The organism is Cryobacterium sp. M15 (genome assembly GCF_002929675.1).
Classification (GTDB): Bacteria; Actinomycetota; Actinomycetes; order Actinomycetales; family Microbacteriaceae; genus Cryobacterium; species Cryobacterium lyxosi.
The window spans coordinates 100,068-121,370 of the sequence record NZ_PJJW01000033.1 but is presented as its reverse complement, the minus strand read 5'-3'; the positions used below and the strand labels follow the sequence as shown (position 1 = coordinate 121,370).

General features: G+C 62.2%; 16 protein-coding genes. 8 read left to right on the top strand and 8 right to left on the bottom strand.

Annotated features, from left to right (window positions below; genetic code table 11):
- The first annotated feature begins 12 nt into the window (after nucleotides 1-12).
- A complete protein-coding gene (locus tag CXY83_RS05455) occupies nucleotides 13-1,656 on the top strand; it encodes a ComEC/Rec2 family competence protein (protein ID WP_369831130.1) in 1,644 nt (547 codons plus the stop codon).
- 131 nt (nucleotides 1,657-1,787) lie between these two features.
- Here the strand turns inward: CXY83_RS05455 and CXY83_RS05450 are convergent, their stop codons facing one another.
- Nucleotides 1,788-3,200 carry a ferredoxin reductase gene (locus CXY83_RS05450; RefSeq protein ID WP_104196367.1) on the bottom strand — a complete coding sequence of 471 codons (1,413 nt, stop codon included), beginning with the start codon at nucleotides 3,198-3,200 and terminating at the stop codon, nucleotides 1,788-1,790.
- On the bottom strand, nucleotides 3,197-4,501 hold the full coding sequence (locus CXY83_RS05445) for an SRPBCC family protein (RefSeq protein ID WP_104196366.1): 1,305 nt from the start codon (nucleotides 4,499-4,501) through the stop codon (nucleotides 3,197-3,199). Before CXY83_RS05445 ends, CXY83_RS05450 begins: the two co-directional genes overlap by 4 nt.
- Before the next feature lie 157 nt (nucleotides 4,502-4,658).
- Here CXY83_RS05445 and CXY83_RS05440 point away from each other — a divergent pair, with 157 nt between their 5' ends.
- Nucleotides 4,659-5,591, top strand: a complete 933-nt coding sequence (locus tag CXY83_RS05440; protein ID WP_104196365.1) for a LysR family transcriptional regulator — start codon at nucleotides 4,659-4,661, stop codon at nucleotides 5,589-5,591.
- A gap of 387 nt (nucleotides 5,592-5,978) precedes the next feature.
- Here the strand turns inward: CXY83_RS05440 and CXY83_RS05435 are convergent, their stop codons facing one another.
- The 3 genes from CXY83_RS05435 to CXY83_RS05425 all read right to left on the bottom strand — a co-directional run bounded on the left by CXY83_RS05435 (nucleotide 5,979) and on the right by CXY83_RS05425 (nucleotide 9,329).
- On the bottom strand, nucleotides 5,979-8,000 hold the full coding sequence (locus CXY83_RS05435) for a BCCT family transporter (protein WP_369831128.1): 2,022 nt from the start codon (nucleotides 7,998-8,000) through the stop codon (nucleotides 5,979-5,981).
- Nucleotides 8,001-8,297: 297 nt separating this feature from the next.
- Entirely contained in the window at nucleotides 8,298-8,600 is a 303-nt protein-coding gene (locus tag CXY83_RS05430; RefSeq protein WP_255408734.1) for a GTP cyclohydrolase I, read from the bottom strand.
- Nucleotides 8,601-8,657: 57 nt separating this feature from the next.
- Nucleotides 8,658-9,329 carry a GntR family transcriptional regulator gene (locus tag CXY83_RS05425; protein ID WP_199184897.1) on the bottom strand — a complete coding sequence of 224 codons (672 nt, stop codon included), beginning with the start codon at nucleotides 9,327-9,329 and terminating at the stop codon, nucleotides 8,658-8,660.
- 133 nt (nucleotides 9,330-9,462) lie between these two features.
- Here CXY83_RS05425 and glyA point away from each other — a divergent pair, with 133 nt between their 5' ends.
- Genes glyA through CXY83_RS05395 form a run of 6 tightly spaced genes read left to right on the top strand, consistent with a single transcriptional unit; the run spans nucleotide 9,463 to nucleotide 17,353 of the window.
- Nucleotides 9,463-10,791, top strand: a complete 1,329-nt coding sequence (gene glyA / locus CXY83_RS05420; RefSeq protein WP_104196362.1) for a serine hydroxymethyltransferase — start codon at nucleotides 9,463-9,465, stop codon at nucleotides 10,789-10,791.
- The gene (locus tag CXY83_RS05415; RefSeq protein WP_104196361.1) at nucleotides 10,788-12,008 is read left to right on the top strand and encodes a sarcosine oxidase subunit beta family protein; all 1,221 of its coding nucleotides are present in this window, start codon (nucleotides 10,788-10,790) and stop codon (nucleotides 12,006-12,008) included. Before glyA ends, CXY83_RS05415 begins: the two co-directional genes overlap by 4 nt.
- A gap of 33 nt (nucleotides 12,009-12,041) precedes the next feature.
- Nucleotides 12,042-12,389: a sarcosine oxidase subunit delta gene (locus CXY83_RS05410; RefSeq protein WP_104196360.1), complete on the top strand. Its 348-nt coding sequence runs from the start codon at nucleotides 12,042-12,044 to the stop codon at nucleotides 12,387-12,389.
- On the top strand, nucleotides 12,386-15,334 hold the full coding sequence (locus CXY83_RS05405) for a 2Fe-2S iron-sulfur cluster-binding protein (protein WP_104196359.1): 2,949 nt from the start codon (nucleotides 12,386-12,388) through the stop codon (nucleotides 15,332-15,334). The genes CXY83_RS05410 and CXY83_RS05405 overlap by 4 nt, the downstream gene beginning before the upstream one ends.
- On the top strand, nucleotides 15,327-15,989 hold the full coding sequence (locus CXY83_RS05400; protein ID WP_104196358.1) for a sarcosine oxidase subunit gamma: 663 nt from the start codon (nucleotides 15,327-15,329) through the stop codon (nucleotides 15,987-15,989). Before CXY83_RS05405 ends, CXY83_RS05400 begins: the two co-directional genes overlap by 8 nt.
- Entirely contained in the window at nucleotides 15,980-17,353 is a 1,374-nt protein-coding gene (locus CXY83_RS05395; RefSeq protein WP_104196357.1) for an L-serine ammonia-lyase, read from the top strand. Before CXY83_RS05400 ends, CXY83_RS05395 begins: the two co-directional genes overlap by 10 nt.
- On the opposite strand, the gene CXY83_RS05390 is transcribed toward CXY83_RS05395, so the two are convergent.
- From CXY83_RS05390 to purU, 3 genes are all read right to left on the bottom strand, one after another.
- Nucleotides 17,262-17,657, bottom strand: coding sequence for a cyclodeaminase/cyclohydrolase family protein (locus CXY83_RS05390; protein ID WP_233200619.1), 396 nt, complete (start codon nucleotides 17,655-17,657; stop codon nucleotides 17,262-17,264). The two genes, CXY83_RS05395 and CXY83_RS05390, sit on opposite strands and share 92 nt — an antisense overlap.
- A gap of 63 nt (nucleotides 17,658-17,720) precedes the next feature.
- Nucleotides 17,721-20,213 carry an FAD-dependent oxidoreductase gene (locus CXY83_RS05385; protein WP_104196356.1) on the bottom strand — a complete coding sequence of 831 codons (2,493 nt, stop codon included), beginning with the start codon at nucleotides 20,211-20,213 and terminating at the stop codon, nucleotides 17,721-17,723.
- A 58-nt stretch (nucleotides 20,214-20,271) separates the two neighbouring features.
- On the bottom strand, nucleotides 20,272-21,186 hold the full coding sequence (gene purU, locus CXY83_RS05380) for a formyltetrahydrofolate deformylase (RefSeq protein ID WP_104196355.1): 915 nt from the start codon (nucleotides 21,184-21,186) through the stop codon (nucleotides 20,272-20,274).
- Nucleotides 21,187-21,303 lie beyond the last annotated feature (117 nt).

Below are 21,303 nucleotides of genomic sequence, written 5' to 3'. Positions count from 1 at the left end.
CCACCTCCAAAGATAACTATATCTGGCGCCAATTGTGCGATCGTCATCGCCTCGATCATGCTGCTCGGCGGCTATCTCCGGCTGCGCCGCTCCTGGCGCATCGTGCTCTCGCTACTGACGTTGCTCGGCTTCACCATTTTGGTCACACCGGAGCCGAGTGTGCTGCGCTCGGCAGTCATGGCCACGGTGACCCTCGCCTCGATCGGGGCCGGACGACCGGGCCGGGGCGTGCCAACCCTTTTGTTCGTTGTGATCGGCCTGCTGGTGAGCGATCCGTGGCTGGCGCGCAACTATGGGTTTGCGCTCTCGGTGCTCGCGACCGCCGGACTACTCGTGATCGCCGGTCCGCTATGCCGGGTACTCAGCCAGTGGATGCCATCCGCCCTCGCCGCCCTCATCGCCATTCCACTCGCGGCCCAGCTGGCCTGCCAGCCGGTACTGATTCTGCTGAGTCCAAGCCTGCCGCTCTATGGGGTTCCGGCAAATATTCTGGCTGGCCCGGCCGCGCCCGTGGCGACAGTGATCGGGCTCATCGCCTGCCTGGCCTTGCCGGTGCTGCCCGGGGTGGCGTCCGGGCTGCTCGCCCTGGCTTGGATTCCTTCGGCGTGGATCGCCGCCGTCGCTCAGGCGGTTTCGACCCTGCCGGGTAACCGATTGCCCTGGCCGGGCAGCGCTTGGGGGGTGCTGCTGCTCGGCGTCGGGACCGTGCTCACCCTCGTCGTCGTGCTGCGCGGGCCGGGCGCCCGACCCGCGCGCTGGCCGGTGGCAGTGCTCGCCGTGCTCGTGGTCGGTCTGGGTGGCTACGCGGGGTCGTTGATCGGCACCGAAATCGGCCGAGCGGTGTCGTTTCCGGCGAACTGGCAGATTGCGGCGTGTGACATCGGCCAGGGCGACGCCGTGGTCGTGCGCGACGGCGACGCTTACGGTCTCATTGACGTTGGGCCAGACCCCCAGCTGTTGAGTACCTGCCTCGCCACTCTGGGCATCACCCGCATCAACCTGCTCGTGCTCACCCACTACGACCTCGACCATATCGGCGGGGTCGACGCCGTCATCGGCCGGGTCGACACCGCCCTCGTCGGTGTGCCCGAGAATGCCCAGGATGAGAGCCTGCACGCGCGCCTCACCGCGGGCGGGGCTACCGTCCGGCAGGCCGCGCGCGGCGATTCCGGCACGCTCGGCGGCCTGCACTGGAACATCCTCTGGCCCATTCGTGGAGCGACGACCATGCAGGTTGGCAACCCGGGAAGTATCACGATCACGTTCGACGGGCGGGGCATCCGTTCCATCTTCCTCGGCGACCTGGGGCAAGAGGCACAGGACGCCCTCCGACGCGTGTCACCGCCGGGACGGGTCGACGTCGTCAAGGTGGCCCATCACGGTTCGGCCGACCAGAGCCCCGAGTTGTACGCGGAACTTCGTGCTCGCGTCGGACTGATCTCGGTCGGGGTGAAGAACACCTACGGTCACCCCACGAACAAACTGCTCACTATTCTCGCGTCGGTCGGCACACTGTCGGCGTGCACCGATCAGGAGGGGATGTCGGTCGTCGCGCCGGGAGCCGACGGCGCTCTCGTACTCTGGACGGAGAAGGTCGCCGCCCGAGGTCCGCCCGGGTCACCGACCGAGACACCGGCCGCGTTGAGGATGAGTTGAGGATGAGTTTTAGCGCGTTCCCTCGGTGCGGAAGTATCTGGGCCGACAATGCAGTCTGTGCGCTATGGCCGTTTTACTCCAGTACGCCGTCGCCGAGAATTGGTGTCCCGGCCTAGAGCAGTTGGAGGCGGCTAGGCATCGATCACCAAATCGGTGCGAGCGGTGGAGCAGCAGGGCAGAAACTTGCCTGCATCGATTTCCCGTGCCCGGATCCCGCCCTGGTGGTTCATCTCGACCTCCCCGGAAAGCTTGACGACCTTGCAGGAGCCGCACATGCCTTCTCTGCAGTTCGCGCCGATCCTTACGCCCGCACGTTGGGCAGCGCCGAGGATGTGTTCGGCGGGGTCGATGCGCACGTTGATGCCGGTGCGCATGAAGGAAAGGGTGAGGCTTCCCGTTCCGACAGTGTCGAAGCTGGAGATATCGGTGTATGCGACCTCCTTCCCCCGGTCCGGACTGCCGTCAGGGGCTACGAGGGCCGCGTCCGGGTCGACGGTCTCCAACGGTAGCCCAATGGCCGGCAGGGTTCCCTCGCCGTCGTAGCCGGGTTCGTAGAGCCCGAAGGCTGTGGGCTGGCTTTCGTAATAGTCCTCGGCGGAATCAGCGATTTCCTCGGCGATTTCCTCCGCAATGTCGACTGCAAGAGCGACCTCCGCCTGATATTCAAGGATCGTCTGGCGGTCTCCCGAGAAGAATTCCATGTGTATGGAAGTGTCGTCGACACCGACCTTCTCGAGGAGCTCGGTCGCTGTGTTCAGGTAGCCTTCGGGGCCACAAGCATAAACCTGGCGGCCGTTGGCATCGGGGGCCACTTCGTCGAGCATGGCCGCCGTCAGCCTTCCGGTGAGCCCTTCCCACCCTTCCGGTTTGCTGCGGTCGCCCAGAGAGTAGAAGATCTTAATGCGCGAGTCCACGGAGGCGATGTAGGCCAACTCTTGGTCGAATGCGAAGTCTCCGGCCGCCGCTCCGTGGTAGAGCACCACGACGTCGGCCTGTCCGGGCAGGGAGTGGATGGTCCGCACCATCGACATGATCGGGGTGATGCCGGCGCCGGCGGCCAGCAAGAGGTATCGCGCCCTCCGGTCGGCGTCGGGCAGATGGAACGCCCCGACCGGTCCGAGCATCTCGAGGACGGTGCCCGGTTTGACGTTCGCGTGCACCCACGGCGACACCTGTCCCTTGGGGTCGCACTTGACTGTTATGTTGAACGTCCACGGCTTCGTGGGCGAACTGGACAGCGAGTAGCTGCGGTCCACCGCGTCCTGGTCCTCGCCGTTCACGGGAAAGGCGACATTCACGTACTGGCCCGGACGAAACGCCAAGGGCGCACCGTCGAAGCGGCGGAATACGAAGGTGATCATTCCGCCCCCCTCGGGAACGGTCTCGACACATTCGGCCATGAGTTCCTGCGGATTCCAGGGCCCCAATGCGCGGGCGGCGCCCGCGGGTCCGTCGGTGCTGCCCATCACCCTGTTCCACGGCATCTCAAGGCCGCGAATACGCTGTGGTTCCTGGGCCGCCGTGACGGTACCGAGTTCAATCATGCCAAGTGTTCCTGCACGCGCTGCACGTACCAATTGATGAACGCCTCGACCTGGTATTCGCTCTTCATGTACGGGCCAGGCTCGTAGGCGGGGCTGCCGGCGCCCTTTTGGCACAGCTCCACGAACGCCTTGTCCTGCAGATTGGTTTGCTTCCAGGTGTGAGTGAGCTTCTTCAGGTCGTAATCGACGCCTTCCACGGCGTCGTCAGCCACCAGCCAGGTGGTGCGTACCAGTGTCTGGTGCTCATTGACGGGGAAGACGGCGAACGTGATGACGTGGTCCCCAAGGAAATGGAACCAGCTGTTGGGCTGCAGGTGCATCGAGCAGCGGCCAAGGCGGAAGTCCCGCAAGTCGCCGAGCAGCTTCTTAGAGAGTCTGTGCCCGTCGGGCGAGAACGATTCGCCGTCACCGTCGAGCGCGTCTCGTGAGATGCGGATTCCCGCTACGCGGGTGTCGAGTTCCTCGACGACCTCATAGGGGAGGCCGTAGCGGCGGCAGCGGTCTTCGAGCGAGGACTGTGCTTGCTTGTTGCGGTCCCACACCTCCTCGAGATGGAGCGGGATCAGGCCCTCGGTCAAGCCCCAGGTGGGAAAGAGAGAGCAGGCGAGTTCCGGGTGGCCGTCGCAGTGATAGCACTCCCGGTTGTTCTCCATGACGAGCTTCCAGTTGCCGTCCTCGATGATGTTCTGCTGGTAGGCGATTTTCGTCTTCGATAGATCGTGGGGTGCGAGGTAGGGCTCGAAGATTTCTCCGGTCTCGTCGAAATCCGTCGGCGGTTCGTCCGCAATGCAGACGAAGATGAGTCCGGCGACCACTCGGTTGTGGGCGCGCTTGAGGCCGAAGCAGCCCTTGTCGAACTTCGTTTCCCCCGGTGCCGAGGCATGAACCAAATCGCCGCGGGGGGAGTAAGTCCATGAGTGGTAGCCGCATACCAGGTTGCCAGTGGTCCCCGCAGGTTCGGTCAGAACGCGGGCACCCCGATGGCGGCACACGTTGTGCAGAACGTTAACGCCGCCGTCGTCGTCGCGCAGCACGATCAAGGAAAAGGGGCCGTAGTCGACAGTGACGTAGTCGCCCGGCTCCGGGAGCTCGGCGATGCTGGCGGCGAAGATCCAGTGCTGGCCAAAAATGGCTTTCATATCGATGTCAAAAATCGTCGGATCCGTGTAAAAAGGGGCATCGAGGGAATATCCCACGCGCCGGAAATCGAATAACTCGGTGATTTCCGCCACCTGCTCGGCACGCAAGGATGAAGCGAGTTTTCCGCGTGATTTGAGGAGCGTGTGCACTGGTGCGGACATGGGTTTCCTCCCGAAAGGGCTGGATAAGTGTGCGATGAGTGGGACCACGGAGTTGGGAGGCAACCGGCGTTGTCGAAAACGGGTATTTCTGAGATTAGGGAGCATCGATCTGCAACAAAAGCGCAAGATTTAGCGAATAATAGTGCAAAATAAGTGCATGATCGATCCACGGCTTATCACGCTTCGGGTGTTTGCCCGGTGCGGCACCGTTGGGGCAACTGCGGAGCTCACGGGCTATTCTGCTTCCGCCGTCTCCGCGCAGTTGCGGGAGCTCCAGCGTGTGCTTGGAATGCAGCTGCTAACGAAGGACGGCCGGGGGGTACGCCTGACCGCCACGGGCCGCTATCTCGTGGCGGGCTCGGACGCGCTCATTGCGGAATGGGAGATGCTGCGCGCCGCGGCCATGGACGCCGGCGACCAAGTGCAGTCCCGTTTCGGGCTCGGTGGATTCTCCACGGCGGCTGCCCAGTTGCTCGCGCCGCTGGCCGCCACCCTGCACTCGACGCGCCCCCTGCTGGAGGTGCAGGTGCTCGAGGCGAACCCGGCCCGTTGCTTTGATTTGTTGGTTGCGGAGCGAATCGACCTTGCGGTCATCGTCGCCATGCAGTCCGACACCTATGTTGAGGACGATCCGCGCTTCGAGCAGACCTTTTTACTCGACGATCCCCTGGATGTGATCATTCCGTCCGACCATCCGTTGGCATCGCGGAAAACGGTGACACTTGAAGAGCTGGCACCGGAACCCTGGATCACCGAGGCCGCCGGTTCTACCTACCATGCCCTATTCACCGCAGCGTTCACGGCAATCGGTGTGACACCGCGAATTGCCCATGAGGCCGTGGAATGGGAGACCCTAATCGCCTTCGTCGGTGCCGGGCTGGGCCTGGGGCTGCTGCCGCGACTGGCGCCCCTGCGCGGTGCCGAAAACGTGGTTCGACTGCGTATTTCCGGCAAGTGGAAGCCGGCACGCCGCATTGTCGCTGCGGTGCGCAAAGGCAGCATTGCGTCGCCCCTGATCCAGGAGTCGCTCGGCATCCTGCAGGTTAGCGCCAATCGGATCCTCACCACCCGACCCGAAGGCGATCTCTGAGACCGGATGGCCACGTTACGTTGCCGACCGGCCAGCAGGTCATGGTGGCGACACGTCCGCGCAGCCGTCCTTCTTCAGGGCGTGGGACGCCGCCGCAGTCAGCGGGGACCGAGGTCACTGTCAACATACGAGCTGGGGCGGTTCCGTTGTCGTGCTGGCAATTGCAGCCCCCATCCAGCTGCAGTCGAATAGTCACTGGATTTAAGCACTCCAACTGGATACCTACGAATGCTTTCCCTTCGCTGCTAACCCGTAGAGTCTGTTCCTGGTCGCGGGACTCGGACATGTAGATAACCTGTGCTATGCGTTGGAGGTGGGTATGCCGAGGCGGCACGGGCCGAGATAAACCGCGTGCCGCCGAGGTGGGCTGGTACTTAAGGTGCGCAGCTATTTACTGTCCGGGGCTGAATGCCGGGGCTCGACGGTTGGGATGCTCCCCGTGGGAGTGCCTCCCCGACAGTCCACGTCGGAGCACTTTTCGGCGCAGTCGTGCTTTGTCACGAGGTCGAACTGCACGCCGCCGTGTTGTTCCATGCCAGTGCGCATGGCCCGCTCCACTACGGATGTGGCCAGACGACGCCGTAAGAAAAGGGGATCGCGACGCAGGTCCTTGGTGAGGGCAAAGCAGAGCAACATCATGACGATGACGAACGGTAGCGCTGCCACGATGGTGATTCGTTGCAGACCAGCCAGGGCTTCCGATGGTTCATCGCCGCCGGCCAGCAACATGACCGCCGCCACGGCGCCGGTGAGGCAGCCCCAGAAGATGACCACTCCGCGGCGGGGGTGTTCGGCGCCATTGGAGCTGAGCGATCCCATCACGATTGAGGCAGCGTCGGCGCCAGTGATAAAGAAGATAGCGACCAGAACCATGGCCAGCACGATAACGGCAGTGGTAGCCCAGTCAGGCATGCTCAGGTTCTTGATCAGGTCAAAGAGTGCTCCGTCGAAGTTGACGGACGGTGTCCCGTCGACCATGGTGACCAAGCCGGGGGTGTTGGCCTTGTCGGCTTCCTGCTGGACTTGAAAAGCGGCGCCTCCGAAGACGGAAAACCAGATCACGCTGACGACGCTCGGCACGAGCAGCACACCGGTGACGAACTGGCGGATGGTGCGACCGCGGCTGATGCGAGCAATGAAGAGGCCTACGAACGGGGTCCATGAGATCCACCAGGCCCAGTAGAAGATAGTCCAGCTGCTCATCCAGCTACGCAGCGACTCATCGCCGACCGCTTCAGTCCGGGAGGACATCTCGGCCAGGTCGCGGGCATAGTCGCCGACCGCGGAGGGGATCAAGTTGACGATGAAAAGGGTGGGGCCGACGACGAAGACGATCAGTGCAAGTACGACGGCCAGGACCATGTTGATGTTGGAGAGCCACTGGATGCCGCGGCTGATGCCAGAGACCGCCGAAGCCACGAAGCATAGGGTCAGGACGGCGACGATCGCCACGAGCACGGGGGCACCGATTTCGCCGAACCAACCGTTGGAGGTCATGCCGCTGCCAATCTGCAGGGCGCCCAAGCCCAACGATGCAGCGGTACCAAACAAGGTGGCGAAAATAGCCAGAATGTTGATGAACTTCCCGATCGGCCCTTCGACCATCTTGATGCCGAAGAGCGACGTGAAGGCGACAGAGATCAGTTGCCTGCGACCCAAGCGGTAGGTCCCGTAAGCCATTGCGATGCCGACAACTGCATACATGGCCCAGGGGTGGAGGGTCCAGTGGAAGATCGAGGTGGCCATGGCCGTCTGGATGGCTTCGGGGGTCCGTCCGTCTACGGTGCCAGGCGGGGGGGAGATGTAGTGGTAGAGCGGTTCGGCCACGCCGTAGAACATCAGCCCGATGCCCATACCGGCGGCGAACATCATCGCGATCCAGGAGACAGTGCGAAATTCGGGTTTTTCGCCGTCTTTGCCCAGCGGGATGTTGCCGAACTTGCCCAGGGCCAGCCACAACACGAAGATCACGAAAAGCGATGCCAGGAGCATGAAGAGCCATCCGGTGTACTCCATGACCCAATTGAGGGCAACCGTAGAAGTGGCGGACAGACTGTCGCGTCCCACGAAGCCCCAGATAACAAAGGCAATGGCGATAACGCCTGTGATCCCAAACGTGATCTTGTCGAGACTGAGTTTATGGTTCCGGCGTTCTGCAACTGCTTGGTCGGTCTTGGCATGACGCAGCTCTTCGAGGATTTGCTCGTACTCGACGTCCGGCAAGGGGGGTGCACCTCCTTCCTCCAGATCGAGGACAGCGGGGTTTCTGTCTACGTCGCCGGGGACACTAATGACTGCTTTATTCTTCTTTCCACTTCTAGGTTCTTCGTTACGCGGAGCCGCTGCCACACCTTTGTCAGCAGGCACCTCCTCGGGTATATGGGATTTTAGGTCACTATTAAAAGCCATGAGTGGGTCCTTTGATAGGTGAGGCATGGGCCTGCGGTTAAACATGGCCCGCGGGAGTCAAACTGGGCGGAAGGTTGAGGACCTCACCCGATTTGATGATCATCATGCAGAGGTTAATGTGCAGGGGACTAAGTTCGCGCCACGTGGGTTAGGACGGGCTCGTTCCGCATGACTCAATGGAAATCGCAAATAGAACTGATATCCTGAATTGATGAGTAAAGATATATTAGCGATATCGTAGGGCAGGACCGGGTATGTGTCCAGAGATTTCTGAGCGGCCGTGAATCAGGCTGTGCGCTAGCCCTCCGTCGGCAGGCGGAGCTCGCCGCGGAAGGCCGAAGTGATGATCGTGGCCCAAGGTTTGCAAACACCACGCATCCACATGCAGGGACGCTCGCAGTCAACTACCACAATGGCCTGTAGTGGCCGCAGCGAACTGAACAGCGCATCAACGACCCGAACTCCGCTCCTGGACCTGGTCCTGCGAGCAAAGACATCGACGAGCGGGGCCAGCTTGCTCAATCCCGCGACGAGACCCTGAGCCGGCGACGACGTCGACGTCGACGTCGACGTCGACGTCGACGTCGAAAAAAACTCTATGATCTCAAAAGCCCACTACGAAAAGCCAACTCGTGCGCGTCTATCCCGACCGGCCGTCTAAAGGACAGTGCGGATGGTCTTCTCGAAATTGGTCACGTGTTCAAGGGCCAGCGCACCGGAAAGCTCGCAGTCGCCGTCGGCGATGGCCCGGAGCAGGTTGACATGCTCATTGATATGCCCGGCCACGGACGGGATCTTGTCGAGTGCCAAGCACCAAATACGTGTGGCCAGGTTGTCGTACCGGATCAGCACGTCTTTCAGATGGGGATTGGCGGCAGCTGCATAGATCTGCCGATGTACTTTGATGTCAAAGCGCATCAGTGCGTGCTGATCCGCGTTGTCCGGTTCTGAACCGGCAATGTCAGCGGCCAAATCCCGGAGTAGTTCCCGCATCGGCGCGGAGGCGTTCCGTGCCGCGCGTCGCGCAGCGAGGGGCTCCAGGAGTTGGCGTATCTCCGAGATGTCCGCCAACTCGGTGAAGTCGACGCGGGTCGCAAAAGTTCCCCGGCGCGGGTAAGAGACGACGAGATGGTCGCTCTCGAGACGTTTAAGTGCCTCACGTACCGGGGTGCGCCCAATTCCTAAACTCGCTGCCAAGGCTGAATCATTGATGGCGTCGCCCGGGGGTATCTCCAACATAATCAGCTGGTCGCGCAAACTGCGGTAAGCCTGCTCCGACAACGGCAGATCCGTTTCCGTTGTTGCACCCTCTGCTGCCATGCTCGTCATGTTTTCTCCTAGCGGTGCTCGCCCGTAGGAAGCCCTTGACGTCGTGCCGCCCGCATTCTAATATTACATCCAATCTGATATATCAATTGGCTAGCAGTTGCGCATTAGCGATACATTTCAAAGGAGCAAACCCATGGTCGATGTGCTCACCGGTACTCTCTCCAGCGTAGATACCGAGGTCGGCGAGGCCATCACCAGAGAGCTGGTTCGCCAGCAATCGACGCTTGAGATGATCGCCTCCGAAAACTTCGCCCCCGCAGCCGTCATGGAGGCCCAGGGTTCCGTGCTGACCAACAAGTACGCGGAGGGTTACCCGGGCAAACGCTACTACGGTGGCTGCGAGCACGTTGATGTTATTGAACAGCTGGCCATCGACCGGGTCAAGGCGCTCTTCGGCGCCGAGGCCGCCAACGTACAGCCGCACTCGGGCGCACAGGCCAACGCTGCCGCCATGTCTGCGCTTCTCAACCCGGGCGACACCATACTGGGATTGGACCTGTCCCACGGCGGGCATTTGACGCATGGCATGCGGCTGAATTTCTCCGGCAAGTTGTACAACGTCGTGCCGTACCACGTGCGTGAATCAGACATGACCGTGGATATGGCCGAAGTGGAATCGCTGACGATCGAACATCAACCCAAGCTGATCGTGGCCGGGTGGTCCGCATACACCGGCCAACTCGATTTTGCGGAGTTCCGCCGCATTGCAGACCTTGTCGGCGCGTACCTCATGGTGGACATGGCGCATTTTGCCGGGCTGGTCGCTGCTGGTCTGCATCCCAACCCGGTTCCGTACGCTGACGTCGTCACCACAACGACACACAAGACTCTGGGCGGGCCGCGGGGCGGCGTGATCCTCAGCCGCCAGTACCTGGCACGCAAGATGAACAGCGCGGTGTTTCCCGGTCAGCAGGGCGGACCTCTCGAGCACGTCATTGCCGCGAAGGCAGTCTCGTTTAAAATTGCCGCTACTCCAGCGTTCCGTGAGCGTCAGGAACGCACCCTCGAGGGTGCCAAGATCCTCGCCGATCGCCTGCTCGCCCCGGATGTCGCCGAGTACGGAATCTCCGTGGTCGGCGGCGGCACGGCGGTACACCTCGTGTTGGTGGACCTCCGTAAGTCCGCACTCAACGGTCAGCAGGGCGAGGACCGGCTCCACCGGATCGGTATCACCGTCAACCGCAACGCCGTTCCCTTCGACCCGCGGCCACCCATGATCTCCTCCGGTCTACGGATCGGCACGCCCGCCTTGGCTACCCGCGGCTTTGGTCGCACCGAATTCACCGAGGTGGCTGACATCATCGCGCGGGCTATAACGGGCGACCTCAGCGAAGACCGCGCGATCGTGTTGCGCGAGCGGGTTAGGAAGCTGGCCGAGACATTCCCGCTGTACCCGCAGCTGTCCGCCCGGCTTTCGCCCGAGCCTACAACCGCGACCGTCCTGAGTGGAGTCGCACAGTGAGCACCCAGCCTCTTCAGGAGCACCCGGAATTTTTGTGGCACAACCCCGAGCCCAAGAAGTCGTACGACGCCGTGATTATCGGTGGCGGCGGCCACGGTCTGGCGACAGCGTATTATCTGGCAAAAAACCACGGGATGACGAATATCGCCATCCTGGAGAAGGGGTGGCTGGCGGGCGGGAACATGGCCAGAAACACCACCATTATCCGTTCCAACTACCTGTGGGATGAGAGCGCAGCCATCTATGAGCAATCGCTCAAACTGTGGGAGATCCTGCCAGAAGAGCTTGAATATGACTTTCTCTTCAGCCAGCGTGGTGTCATGAACCTCGCCCACACTCTCGGGGACGTTCGTGAAAGCATCCGTCGAGTTGGTGCCAACCAACTCAACGGGGTCGACGCCGAATGGCTCGACCCGCAGCAGGTGAAGGAACTCTGCCCGATCCTGAACATCAGCGATAACATCCGCTACCCGGTCATGGGTGCCACTTATCAGCCGCGGGCAGGTATCGCCAAGCACGACCACGTGGCATGGGCGTTTGCCCGCAAGTGCGACGAACTGGGGGTCGACATCATCCAGAACTGTGAGGTTACCGGCTTCATCAAAGACGGCGACCGGGTCACCGGCGTGGAAACCAGCCGCGGCACCATTCACACCGGCAAGGTAGGACTGTGCGCGGCCGGGCACAGTTCATTGCTCGCCGAGATGGCCGGGTTCCGGCTGCCGATCCAGTCCCACCCGCTGCAAGCTCTGGTTTCCGAGCTGCACGAACCCGTGCACCCGACGGTGGTGATGTCCAACCAGGTGCACGTGTACGTGTCCCAGGCCCACAAGGGCGAACTCGTGATGGGGGCCGGAGTCGACTCCTACAATGGCTACGGCCAGCGCGGGTCCTTCCACGTCATCGAAGAACAGATGGCCGCCGCCGTCGAATTGTTCCCGATCTTCGCCCGGGCCCATGTACTGCGCACCTGGGGCGGCATTGTCGACACCACGATGGATGCCTCTCCCATCATCGGGACGACCCCGGTAGAGAACATGTACGTGAACTGCGGGTGGGGAACCGGCGGCTTTAAAGGAACACCAGCGGCCGGGCTGACCTTCGCCCACACCATCGCCACCGGGTCTCCGCACGCCCTGAACAAGCCGTTCTCGCTGGAACGTTTTGAAACCGGCGCCCTGATCGACGAGCACGGCGCCGCCGCCGTGGCTCACTAGAAACCGACCCATCAGAATCGTAAGGAGCACGCCATGTTGCTGTTTCCATGCCCCAACTGCGGGCCACGAAATGAAACCGAATTTCACTACGGGGGACAAGCCCACGTGGCCTACCCCGAGCATCCGGAGGAACTCAGCGACCGGGACTGGGCGGAGTACCTCTTCTATCGTCAGAACACGAAAGGGCTCTTTGCCGAGCGCTGGGTGCATGCTGTCGGCTGCCGGAAGTGGTTCAATATGCTCCGGGACACCGTGAGCTACGACATCACGGCCGTTTACCGTATCGGCGAACAGCCGCCAGCGCCGCGGCCGACGCGATCCATAACCGGCACCACCAGAAGCGCCGCTGTGCTCGCAGCATTGGAAGGAGCACAGCCATGACCCGTCAGTACGCCCAATCCAATCGGCTCAGCAGCGGTGGACGAATTGACCGCCGCACGATCTGCAACTTCACCGTGGACGGCGTTGAATATACCGGCCATCCTGGCGATACCGTGGCCTCCGCACTGCTCGCCGCAGGTCGCGTGACTGTCGGGAATTCCCTGTATGAAAACCGACCGCGGGGCATCATGTCCGCTGGCGTTGAAGAGTCCAACGCGCTGGTCAAGGTGGCGGGACGATTCCCGGGCCACGTCGCCGAATCCATGCTCCCCGCCACAACTGTGGCACTGGTTGACGGCCTCGAGGCTGAATTCCTTTCCGGCCTGGGCAAGCTCGACCCGAGCGATGACAAAGCGGTCTACGACAAGAAGTATGTTCACACCGACGTTCTAGTGGTCGGCGGCGGACCAGCCGGGCTGGCAGCGGCACGGGCCGCAGCCCGCACCGGTGCGCGCGTCATCCTTATCGATGACCAGCCCGAATTGGGCGGGGCGTTGCTTTCAGGCCGCGATGAGTACGTGGCGGAGGTGGACGCACTCAAGTGGGTCACTGACATTGCGGTCGAACTGGCCACCATTCCCGAGTGCACGGTGCTGCACCGCACCACGGTGTTCGGCTCCTATGACAGTAACTTTCTCATCGCCGTCGAGAACCGCACCGACCACCTGCAGACGGCTCCGGCCGACGGCGTGTCACACCTGCGCATCTGGCACATCCGTGCCGAGCAGGTAGTGCTGGCGACCGGCGCGCACGAACGCCCGATCGTCTTTGAAAACAACGATCGCCCCGGCATCATGTTGGCTTCCGCTGCCCGCACTTATCTCAACCGCTACGGTGTGGCCGCCGGTTCCCGGGTTGTGATCAGCACCACGAATGACAGCGCATATCTGCTCGCCAGCGACCTGCGTGCGGTGGGGATCGAGGTGGCGGTGGTGGTCGACGCCCGGTCGGAGCCGTCGGCGCTCGCAACGCTCGTGGCCGCCGACTCGGGCGTGCGAGTTCTCTACGGCAGCGCTGTGGTGAACACCGCGGGTGAGGATCGCCTGGAGAGGGTCTCGGTTGCCTGCATCGATGCCGACGGCGTACCGGTGGGTGGCAGCGAGGAATTCGAGGCGGACCTGCTGGCAATCTCCGGTGGCTGGAGCCCCGTCGTGCACTTGCACAGCCAGGCCCAGGGCAGGTTGCGATGGGATCAGGACCTGGTCGGATTCGTGCCATCGACAGTGGTCCGCAACCAACAGGTCGTCGGCGCAGCTCGCGGCAGTTACGCACTGGCAGAGTGCGTCGCCGAGGGGGCTTCAGCGGGGGCGGTCGCCGCCGTCAACGCCGGATTCAGCACGAGCCACGCCGTTAATGCTGCCATCGCTGTACTAGCCCGCCCGGCTCGCCCGGCGCAGCCCACCGCACCGACCCGTGCCCTCTGGCTGGTCGGCGGGGTTGAAGGGACGGCATCCGACTGGCACCATCACTTCGTCGACTTCCAACGCGACCAGAGTGTGGCCGACGTCTGGCGGTCCACGGGGGCAGGGCTCCGCAGCGTGGAGCTGATCAAGCGCTACACCTCCATAAGCACCGCCAACGACCAGGGCAAGACCTCCGGCGTGAATGCGATCGGCGTCATTGCTGCGGCCTTTCGCCAGCAGGGCACTGCTGTTGACCCCGACATCGGCTCGATCGGCACCACGACGTACCGTGCCCCGTTCACGCCGGTGTCGTTCGTAGCCCTGGCTGGACGGCAGCGCGGGGACCTGTTCGAGCCCGCCCGCCGCACCTCCATTCACACCTGGCATGAACAACGCGGTGCCGTGTTCGAGGACGTTGGCCAGTGGAAACGGCCGAGGTATTACCCGCTGCCGGGCGAGGACATGGACGCTGCCGTGCTGCGTGAATGCGCTGCCGTGCGCGGTTCGGTGGGCTATATGGACGCCACGACTTTGGGCAAGATTGAAATCCGTGGTACCGGAGCGGGAGAATTTCTCAACCGGATTTACACCAACGCGTTCAAGAAGCTTGCACCCGGTTCGGCCCGCTACGGCGTCATGTGCACCCCCGACGGCATGATCTTCGACGATGGGGTGACGCTGCGACTGGATGACGACCGCTACTTCATGACCACGACCACCGGCGGTGCGGCGAAAGTGCTGGATTGGCTTGAGGAATGGCTACAGACCGAGTGGCCGGAGCTGGACGTGAGCTGCACGTCGGTGACAGAGCAGTGGACCACCATTGCCGTCGTCGGGCCGAAATCCCGCGCGGTGCTGGCCCGGCTCGCGCCTGAGCTCAACCTTTCCACCGAGGCCTTCCCATTCATGACGTTCCGGGAAACCGTGCTCGCCTCCGGCGTCGCGGCGCGAGTCTGCCGTATCTCGTTCTCCGGCGAACTGGCCTACGAGATCAACGTGCCGGCCTGGTACGGGCTCCAGATCTGGGAAGACGTGACCATAGCCGGAGCGGCGTTTGACATCACTCCGTACGGTACGGAAACCATGCACGTGCTGCGCGCGGAAAAAGGATACCCGATCGTCGGACAGGACACCGACGGCACCGTGACCCCGCAGGACGCGGGCATGGAATGGGTGGTCTCCAAGGTCAAGGACTTCATCGGCAAACGCTCGTACGAGCGTGCCGATGCGCGCTCGGAGGGCCGGAAACATTTGGTAAGCGTGATGCCCACAGACGGCACCATCCGGTTGCCGGAGGGCACCCAGCTCGTCGACGCAGATGTGCCCATCACTCCCGCCGCCGGCCCCGTTCCAATGCAGGGTTTCGTTACGTCGAGCTATCACAGTGCGGCTTTGGGCCGGTCCTTCGGGCTCGCGCTGATCAAGAACGGTCGAGATCGAATCGGCGAACGCCTGGTGGCTGTCGTCGGCACAGAGCTGGTGGATGTCGTCGTGGGGAATCCAGTACTTTTTGATGTCGAAGGGAAGCGCCGAGATGGTTGACACGATTGAAAGCACGGATGCCCAAACCTCGGCTGTCTACGAAAAGCGCCCGGGCGCGCGCCGTCACAGTCCCGCGGAACACCTCTGGGCGGCTTTTGCTGAAACCACGGCAGGGGACGCCCAGGTCTCCCTGCGGGAAATACCCTTCCAAGCTATGGTGGGCATCCGTGTTGATCCGCTGTCTGCGAGCGGCCGCAGCATCGGCATCGTCACCGGCGGTCTGCCGACCGAATGTGGGCAGGTCGCCACCGGGGCCGACGCAACGGCCGTGCTGTGGTTGGGGCCGGACGAGTTTCTGCTGGTTGCCCAGGAGGAGGCCGTGGCTGGCACGCTTGCTGCCGAGCTGGCGGCAGCCCTCGGCGATGGAGCTGGACAAGTCGTCGATCTGTCCAGCAACCGCACCACTTTCGAACTTGCCGGTTCCGCTGCTCAGGCTGTGTTGGAGAAGAGCTGCGCGGCCGACCTGCATCCCCGGTCCTTCCGCACCGGCACGGCAATCGCGACCGTGATCGGTAACGTTCCGGTCGTCCTGTGGAAGACCGGCAATGAAACGTTCCGCGTATTCCCGCGAGCGTCTTTTGCCGACTACCTCGGTCGCTGGCTCTTGGACGGTATGCGTGAGTTTAAGGCAGCGCAGGGTAAACCATGGCGTTGAGCGTGTTGGACCTCTTTTCGGTGGGCATCGGGCCTTCCTCCTCGCACACGGTGGGCCCGATGCGCGCGGCCAAGCGCTTCGCCGAGGGGCTGGTCCGCGACGGACTGCTGGACGGCGTCGTGCGGGTACGGGTGGAGTTGTTCGGCTCGCTGGGTGCGACCGGCCGCGGCCACGGCTCGGACAAGGCCGTGGTTCTGGGGCTCCAGGGCCAGACACCGGAAACCGTGGACACTGCAACGGCGGACGACCGGGTGGCGGCGGCCGCGCTGGACGCGCGGTTGATGCTGGCTGGCCGGCACGGCATCGACTTCAACTTCACCGAGGATGTGCTCCTGCACCGGCGGAAGTCATTGCCTGCACATCCGAATGGCATGATCTTTCGGGTCATGAGCCACGACGGCGCTGTAGTGCGGGAGCGCACGTATTATTCCGTCGGTGGAGGCTTCGTCGTGGATGAGGAGGCCGTGGGGGTGAACCGGGTTGTTGTGGACGAAACCGTTCTGCCGTACCCGTTCACCACGGCCGATGAGCTTCTGGCTATCTGCGCCCGGGAGGGACTGGGTATCTCCACCGTGATGCTGGCCAACGAGCTCACCTGGCACACGGAGGTCGAGGTGCGAGCGAAGCTGCTGAACATCTGGTCCGTTATGCAGGCATGCGTGGCGGACGGGTGCGCTGCAGACGGTATTCTACCCGGCGGCCTGCAGGTCACTCGCCGGGCACCGGCGCTGTTCCGTGCTCTACAGGCGCCGGAGGACCCCGCTGACCCTCTGCGGGCGATGGAATGGGTCAACCTTTTCGCTCTTGCGGTCAACGAAGAAAATGCGGCAGGCGGCCGGATCGTCACGGCGCCCACCAACGGGGCGGCCGGCATTATCCCGGCTGTGCTGCACTATTACCTGAAGTTCGTCCCCGGGGCCGACGACGACGGCGTCGTGCGTTTCTTGCTGACAGCCGCGGCGATCGGAATTCTGTTCAAGCTCAACGCGTCTATCTCCGGCGCGGAGGTCGGATGCCAGGGTGAGGTTGGATCAGCCTGCTCTATGGCCGCTGGAGCCCTCTGTGAAGCGCTGGGAGGAACGCCCATCCAGGCGGAAAACGCCGCGGAAATCGGCATTGAGCACAACCTGGGTCTGACCTGCGATCCAGTGGGTGGGCTCGTACAGATCCCGTGCATCGAGCGAAACGCAATTGCCAGCGTCAAAGCCATCAACGCCGCACGGCTGGCCCTCTATGGGGACGGCAGTCACAAAGTGTCACTGGACAAAGCCATCAAGACCATGCGCGACACCGGCGCCGACATGATGACCAAGTATAAGGAGACGTCTCGGGGTGGCCTCGCCGTGAACGTGATCGAGTGCTGAGATAAGTTCCCTTTCTGTCCGGCAGACACCGGGAAGGGTCCACTACATCCTTACCGGGGACTGCGCGGCATCTTTGATTGCCACCACGTTGATGTCGATGTTCACCCGGGCTGCGGTGGTGGCCCACCAGCGCGTCCGCAGCGCTGATGATCCTTTGGACGAGTTTGGCGTACTGTTCGTATTTCGAGCCGGCGGTGTACCTGCCAACCCTGGCAACGAGTGCCGCCCCCTGAGCGGCGTGGATGGCTGCGCCGCCGCCGCCGGGGGTGGGCTCGCGTGAGGCAAGGCCTGACGAGGTAGCCATTGATTGTTTCTGAACTGATCATGTGTCTTGCTGAATATCAGCCCGGAATGGTCCGGCGGGGTGTTAGCCGCGCAGCCTGGTCATCGTGGGGTCGTACAGAGGATCTGCGGTGACCGTGGCCTGGATGCGCCGACCGAAGTACTCGATCTCAACCGAGTCCCCCACGCTGACAGCCGCAGGAAGGTACGCGTAGGCGATCGGTTTGGCGACGGTGTAGCCGTAGGCAGCGCTGGTGATGTAGCCGACCGTCTGGTCTCTGTAAAAGACCGGTTCTTTGCCCAGGACGATGCTCCGGCCGTCGTCGACCGTCAGGCAGCACAGGTGCCGCGCGGAGTTTTCCTCGCTCCGGCCTTCCAACGCTGTCTTGCCGACGAAGGATTCTTTGGCCATCTTCACAGCGAACCCCAGTCCGGCTTCCCAGGGGTCGTGCTCGGTGGTCATGTCCGTGCCCCAGGAGCGGTAACCCTTTTCTAGGCGCAGCGAGCCGAACGCTGCACGGCCTGCCGCGATGACACCGTGAGGCTGGCCGGCTTTCCACAGCGCATCCCAGAGGCGCTGCCCATTGTCTGCACTTGTGTAGAGTTCCCAGCCCAGCTCGCCGACGTAGGACAGGCGCATGGCCGTGACATTGACGCCGCCGATGACTACCTCTTTGGCGCGGAAGTAACGGAGACCGTCATTGCTGAAATCGTCACTGCTGACGGTGCTGATCAGGTCCCGGGCGAGGGGGCCCCAGAGGCCAATGCAGCACGTGCCGCCCGTCGTGTCGCGCACCTGCACCCAGTCGCTGGCGCTCCCGCTTTCAGTCTGATGACGGGCTGTCCTCTCAAAGTAGGCAGTGTCGATGTTTCCGTTTGCTCCGAGCTGGAAGGTGTCTTTGCTCAGCCGGGCCACAGTGATGTCGCTGCGGATGCCGCCGGTGTCGTCCAGCAGGAGTGTGTACGTGACTGCGCCGGGCTTCTTGTCCATGTCCGCGGTCGTGAGTTCCTGCAGCAGCTTCAGTGCTCCCGGGCCGGAGACCTCGAGGCGCTTGAGCGGAGTCATATCGTACATGGCCACTGCCGTGCGGGTCTTCCAAGCTTCAGCGGCGGCGATGGGCGAGCTGAACATCCCCGACCAGGCGTCGCGAGCTGGCGGCAGCCAGCTGTCCGGCATTTCTTTCAGCAGCTCTGCGTTAGCTTCGAACCAGTAGGGGCGTTCCCATCCGCCGCTCTCCAGGAAGAACCCACCCAACTGCTTGTGGCGGGCGTGGAACGGACTCACACGGAGGTTGCGGGGGGAGAGCTTGGACTGGAGTGGGTGGAGGACGTCGTAGATTTCCACGAAATTCTGCTGTGACGTCTCGTTGACATATTCCGAGGTCAGCTGGACCTCTTCAAAGCGATGAATATCGCAATCACCCAGATCAATCTCTGAGCTGCCGGTGGTCAGCAGTTCGGCAACGGCGCGGGCTATACCAGCAGAGTGAGTCACCCACACGGCTTCGGCGACGAAGAAGCCGTCCAATTCCTTGGACTCGCCCACCAGGGATCCGCCGTCGGGGGTGAAGGAGAAGATGCCGTTGAAGCCATCCTCAATGTCGCTTTCCTGCAGCGCGGGCAGGATCCGTTTGGTGGCTTCCCACGCCGGAAGGAAGTCCTCCAAGGTGAAATCCAGCCGGGAGGGCATGTTGTGTTCGTTGATCGCGGCGGGCTCAAAGGTGCCGAGTTCGTCAAGGTCAACGGGCATGGGGCGGTGAGCGTAGGACCCGATGCCGTAGCAGTCGCCGTGCTCGCGGTAGTACAAGTCCTGGTCCTGGTGTCGCAGAATGGGTAAGGAGGCCCCGTTGGGCAGGTCGTTCTTGCCCTTCAACGCCAGCACCGGAGTGGTTTTGACGTACTGGTGGGCCAAGGGCAGAAGAGGAACGGACATGCCGATCATTTCGCCGATCTTGGCACCCCAGAAGCCTGCGCAGGAAACCACGATGTCAGCTGGGATAACACCTCCGGACGTCTGGACGCCCGTGACGCGTCGGCCGGACTGTTCAATACCCGTCACCGTGGTCTTGCCCCGGTACGTGACGCCCGCGGCTTCCGTGCGCTTGATCAGCAGCTGAACGGCGCGGGCGGCGTCGGCCAGACCGTCGCTGGGGACATGGAGTCCACCTAATATGTCTTCCTCGTTCAGGAGGGGATAGAGCTCCATGCACTCTTCACGCGAAAGCATCTTGCCGCTAATTCCATACGATGCTGCGTATCCGAGCTTTCGCTTCAGGTCAGCGAGACGCGTCTCGGTGGTGGCGATCTCGAGGCCGCCGACCTGGTTGAAGCAGTTGACGCCGTCCTCGGTCAAGGACAATAGCTTCTCCACCGTGTACTTGGCGAAGAGTGCCATGGACTTTGAGGCGTTGGTCTGGAAGACAAGACCGGGGGCGTGGGACGTCGACCCCCCGGGCATGTTCAGTGGCCCTTGGTCAAGGACAGTGATGTTGTTCCAACCCCGGGTAACTAGTTCATCGGCCAGGTTCGTGCCGACGATTCCAGCTCCGATAATGACAATGCTTGGCGTCGATGCCATGTGGTTTCTCCTACTGGTATTCGTGTGTGACTATCTCTGCTGGTGTGGTGGCTTCGATCTACCGAAACACGACGGTGCTGGTCCGATCCAGGAGCACACGGTGTTCGCAGTGCCAGCGGACGGCCCGGGAGAGAGCCAGGGCTTCGGCGTCCTGTCCGACTATTGAAAGAGCGGTCGGTCCATAGCTGTGATCGACCCTGATGACTTCCTGTTCAATGATTGGACCCTCATCCAGTTCCGCAGTGACGTAGTGGGCCGTGGCGCCCACCAGCTTTACGCCACGGTCGTAGGCCTGGTGGTACGGGCGCGCACCCTTGAATCCTGGGAGGAAGGAATGGTGGATGTTTATGGCGCGGCCTTCTAAAGAGCGGCAAAGATCATCGGACAGTACTTGCATGTACCGGGCAAGTACGACAAGGCCGATGTCGTGCTCGCCCACCAGTTCCAGCAGGCGTTGCTCGGCGTCTAATTTGGTTTCGGGAGTCACCGGGAGATAAATAAAGGGGACGCCGGCGGCCTCAACCATGGACCGGTGGGTTTCATGATTGGAAACCACAAGGGCAATATCGCCTTTGAGGCTTCCGCCTCGCCAGCGGAAAAGCAGGTCGTTAAGGCAGTGCCCGAATTTGGACACCATTACAAGGATGCGTTGTTTCGTCTCGTCATGAAAGCTAAATTTCATGTCGAAGCGGTCAGCAATCGAACGGAATTCTTCCTCGAGCCCGTCCGGGGTGTTGACAGAGGGACCTGAGAATGCGGTGCGCAGGTGCAGAGTTTCACGGAGGCCATCATCGAACTGCTGGTGTTCTTCAATGTTGAAGCCACGCTCAAAAAGAAACGTGGTGACCGCGTGGACAATGCCTGCGCGTTCGACGCACGACAATGTAAGAACGAACTTTTTCGACTGGTTTTCCCCAGTGACCTCCGACTGAGGCAGCGTGCTGGTAGATGAGTCTGTCGCCATTAGCGTCATGTCTCCGCCTTTAGATATATTCCAAGAATAGCCACTGATATATTAGATTTAGGTGCGAGCGTATACTGGTCGGGGATAGAGGTCAATAGTCTTCCTACTTGAATTGAAAGAGGTCCA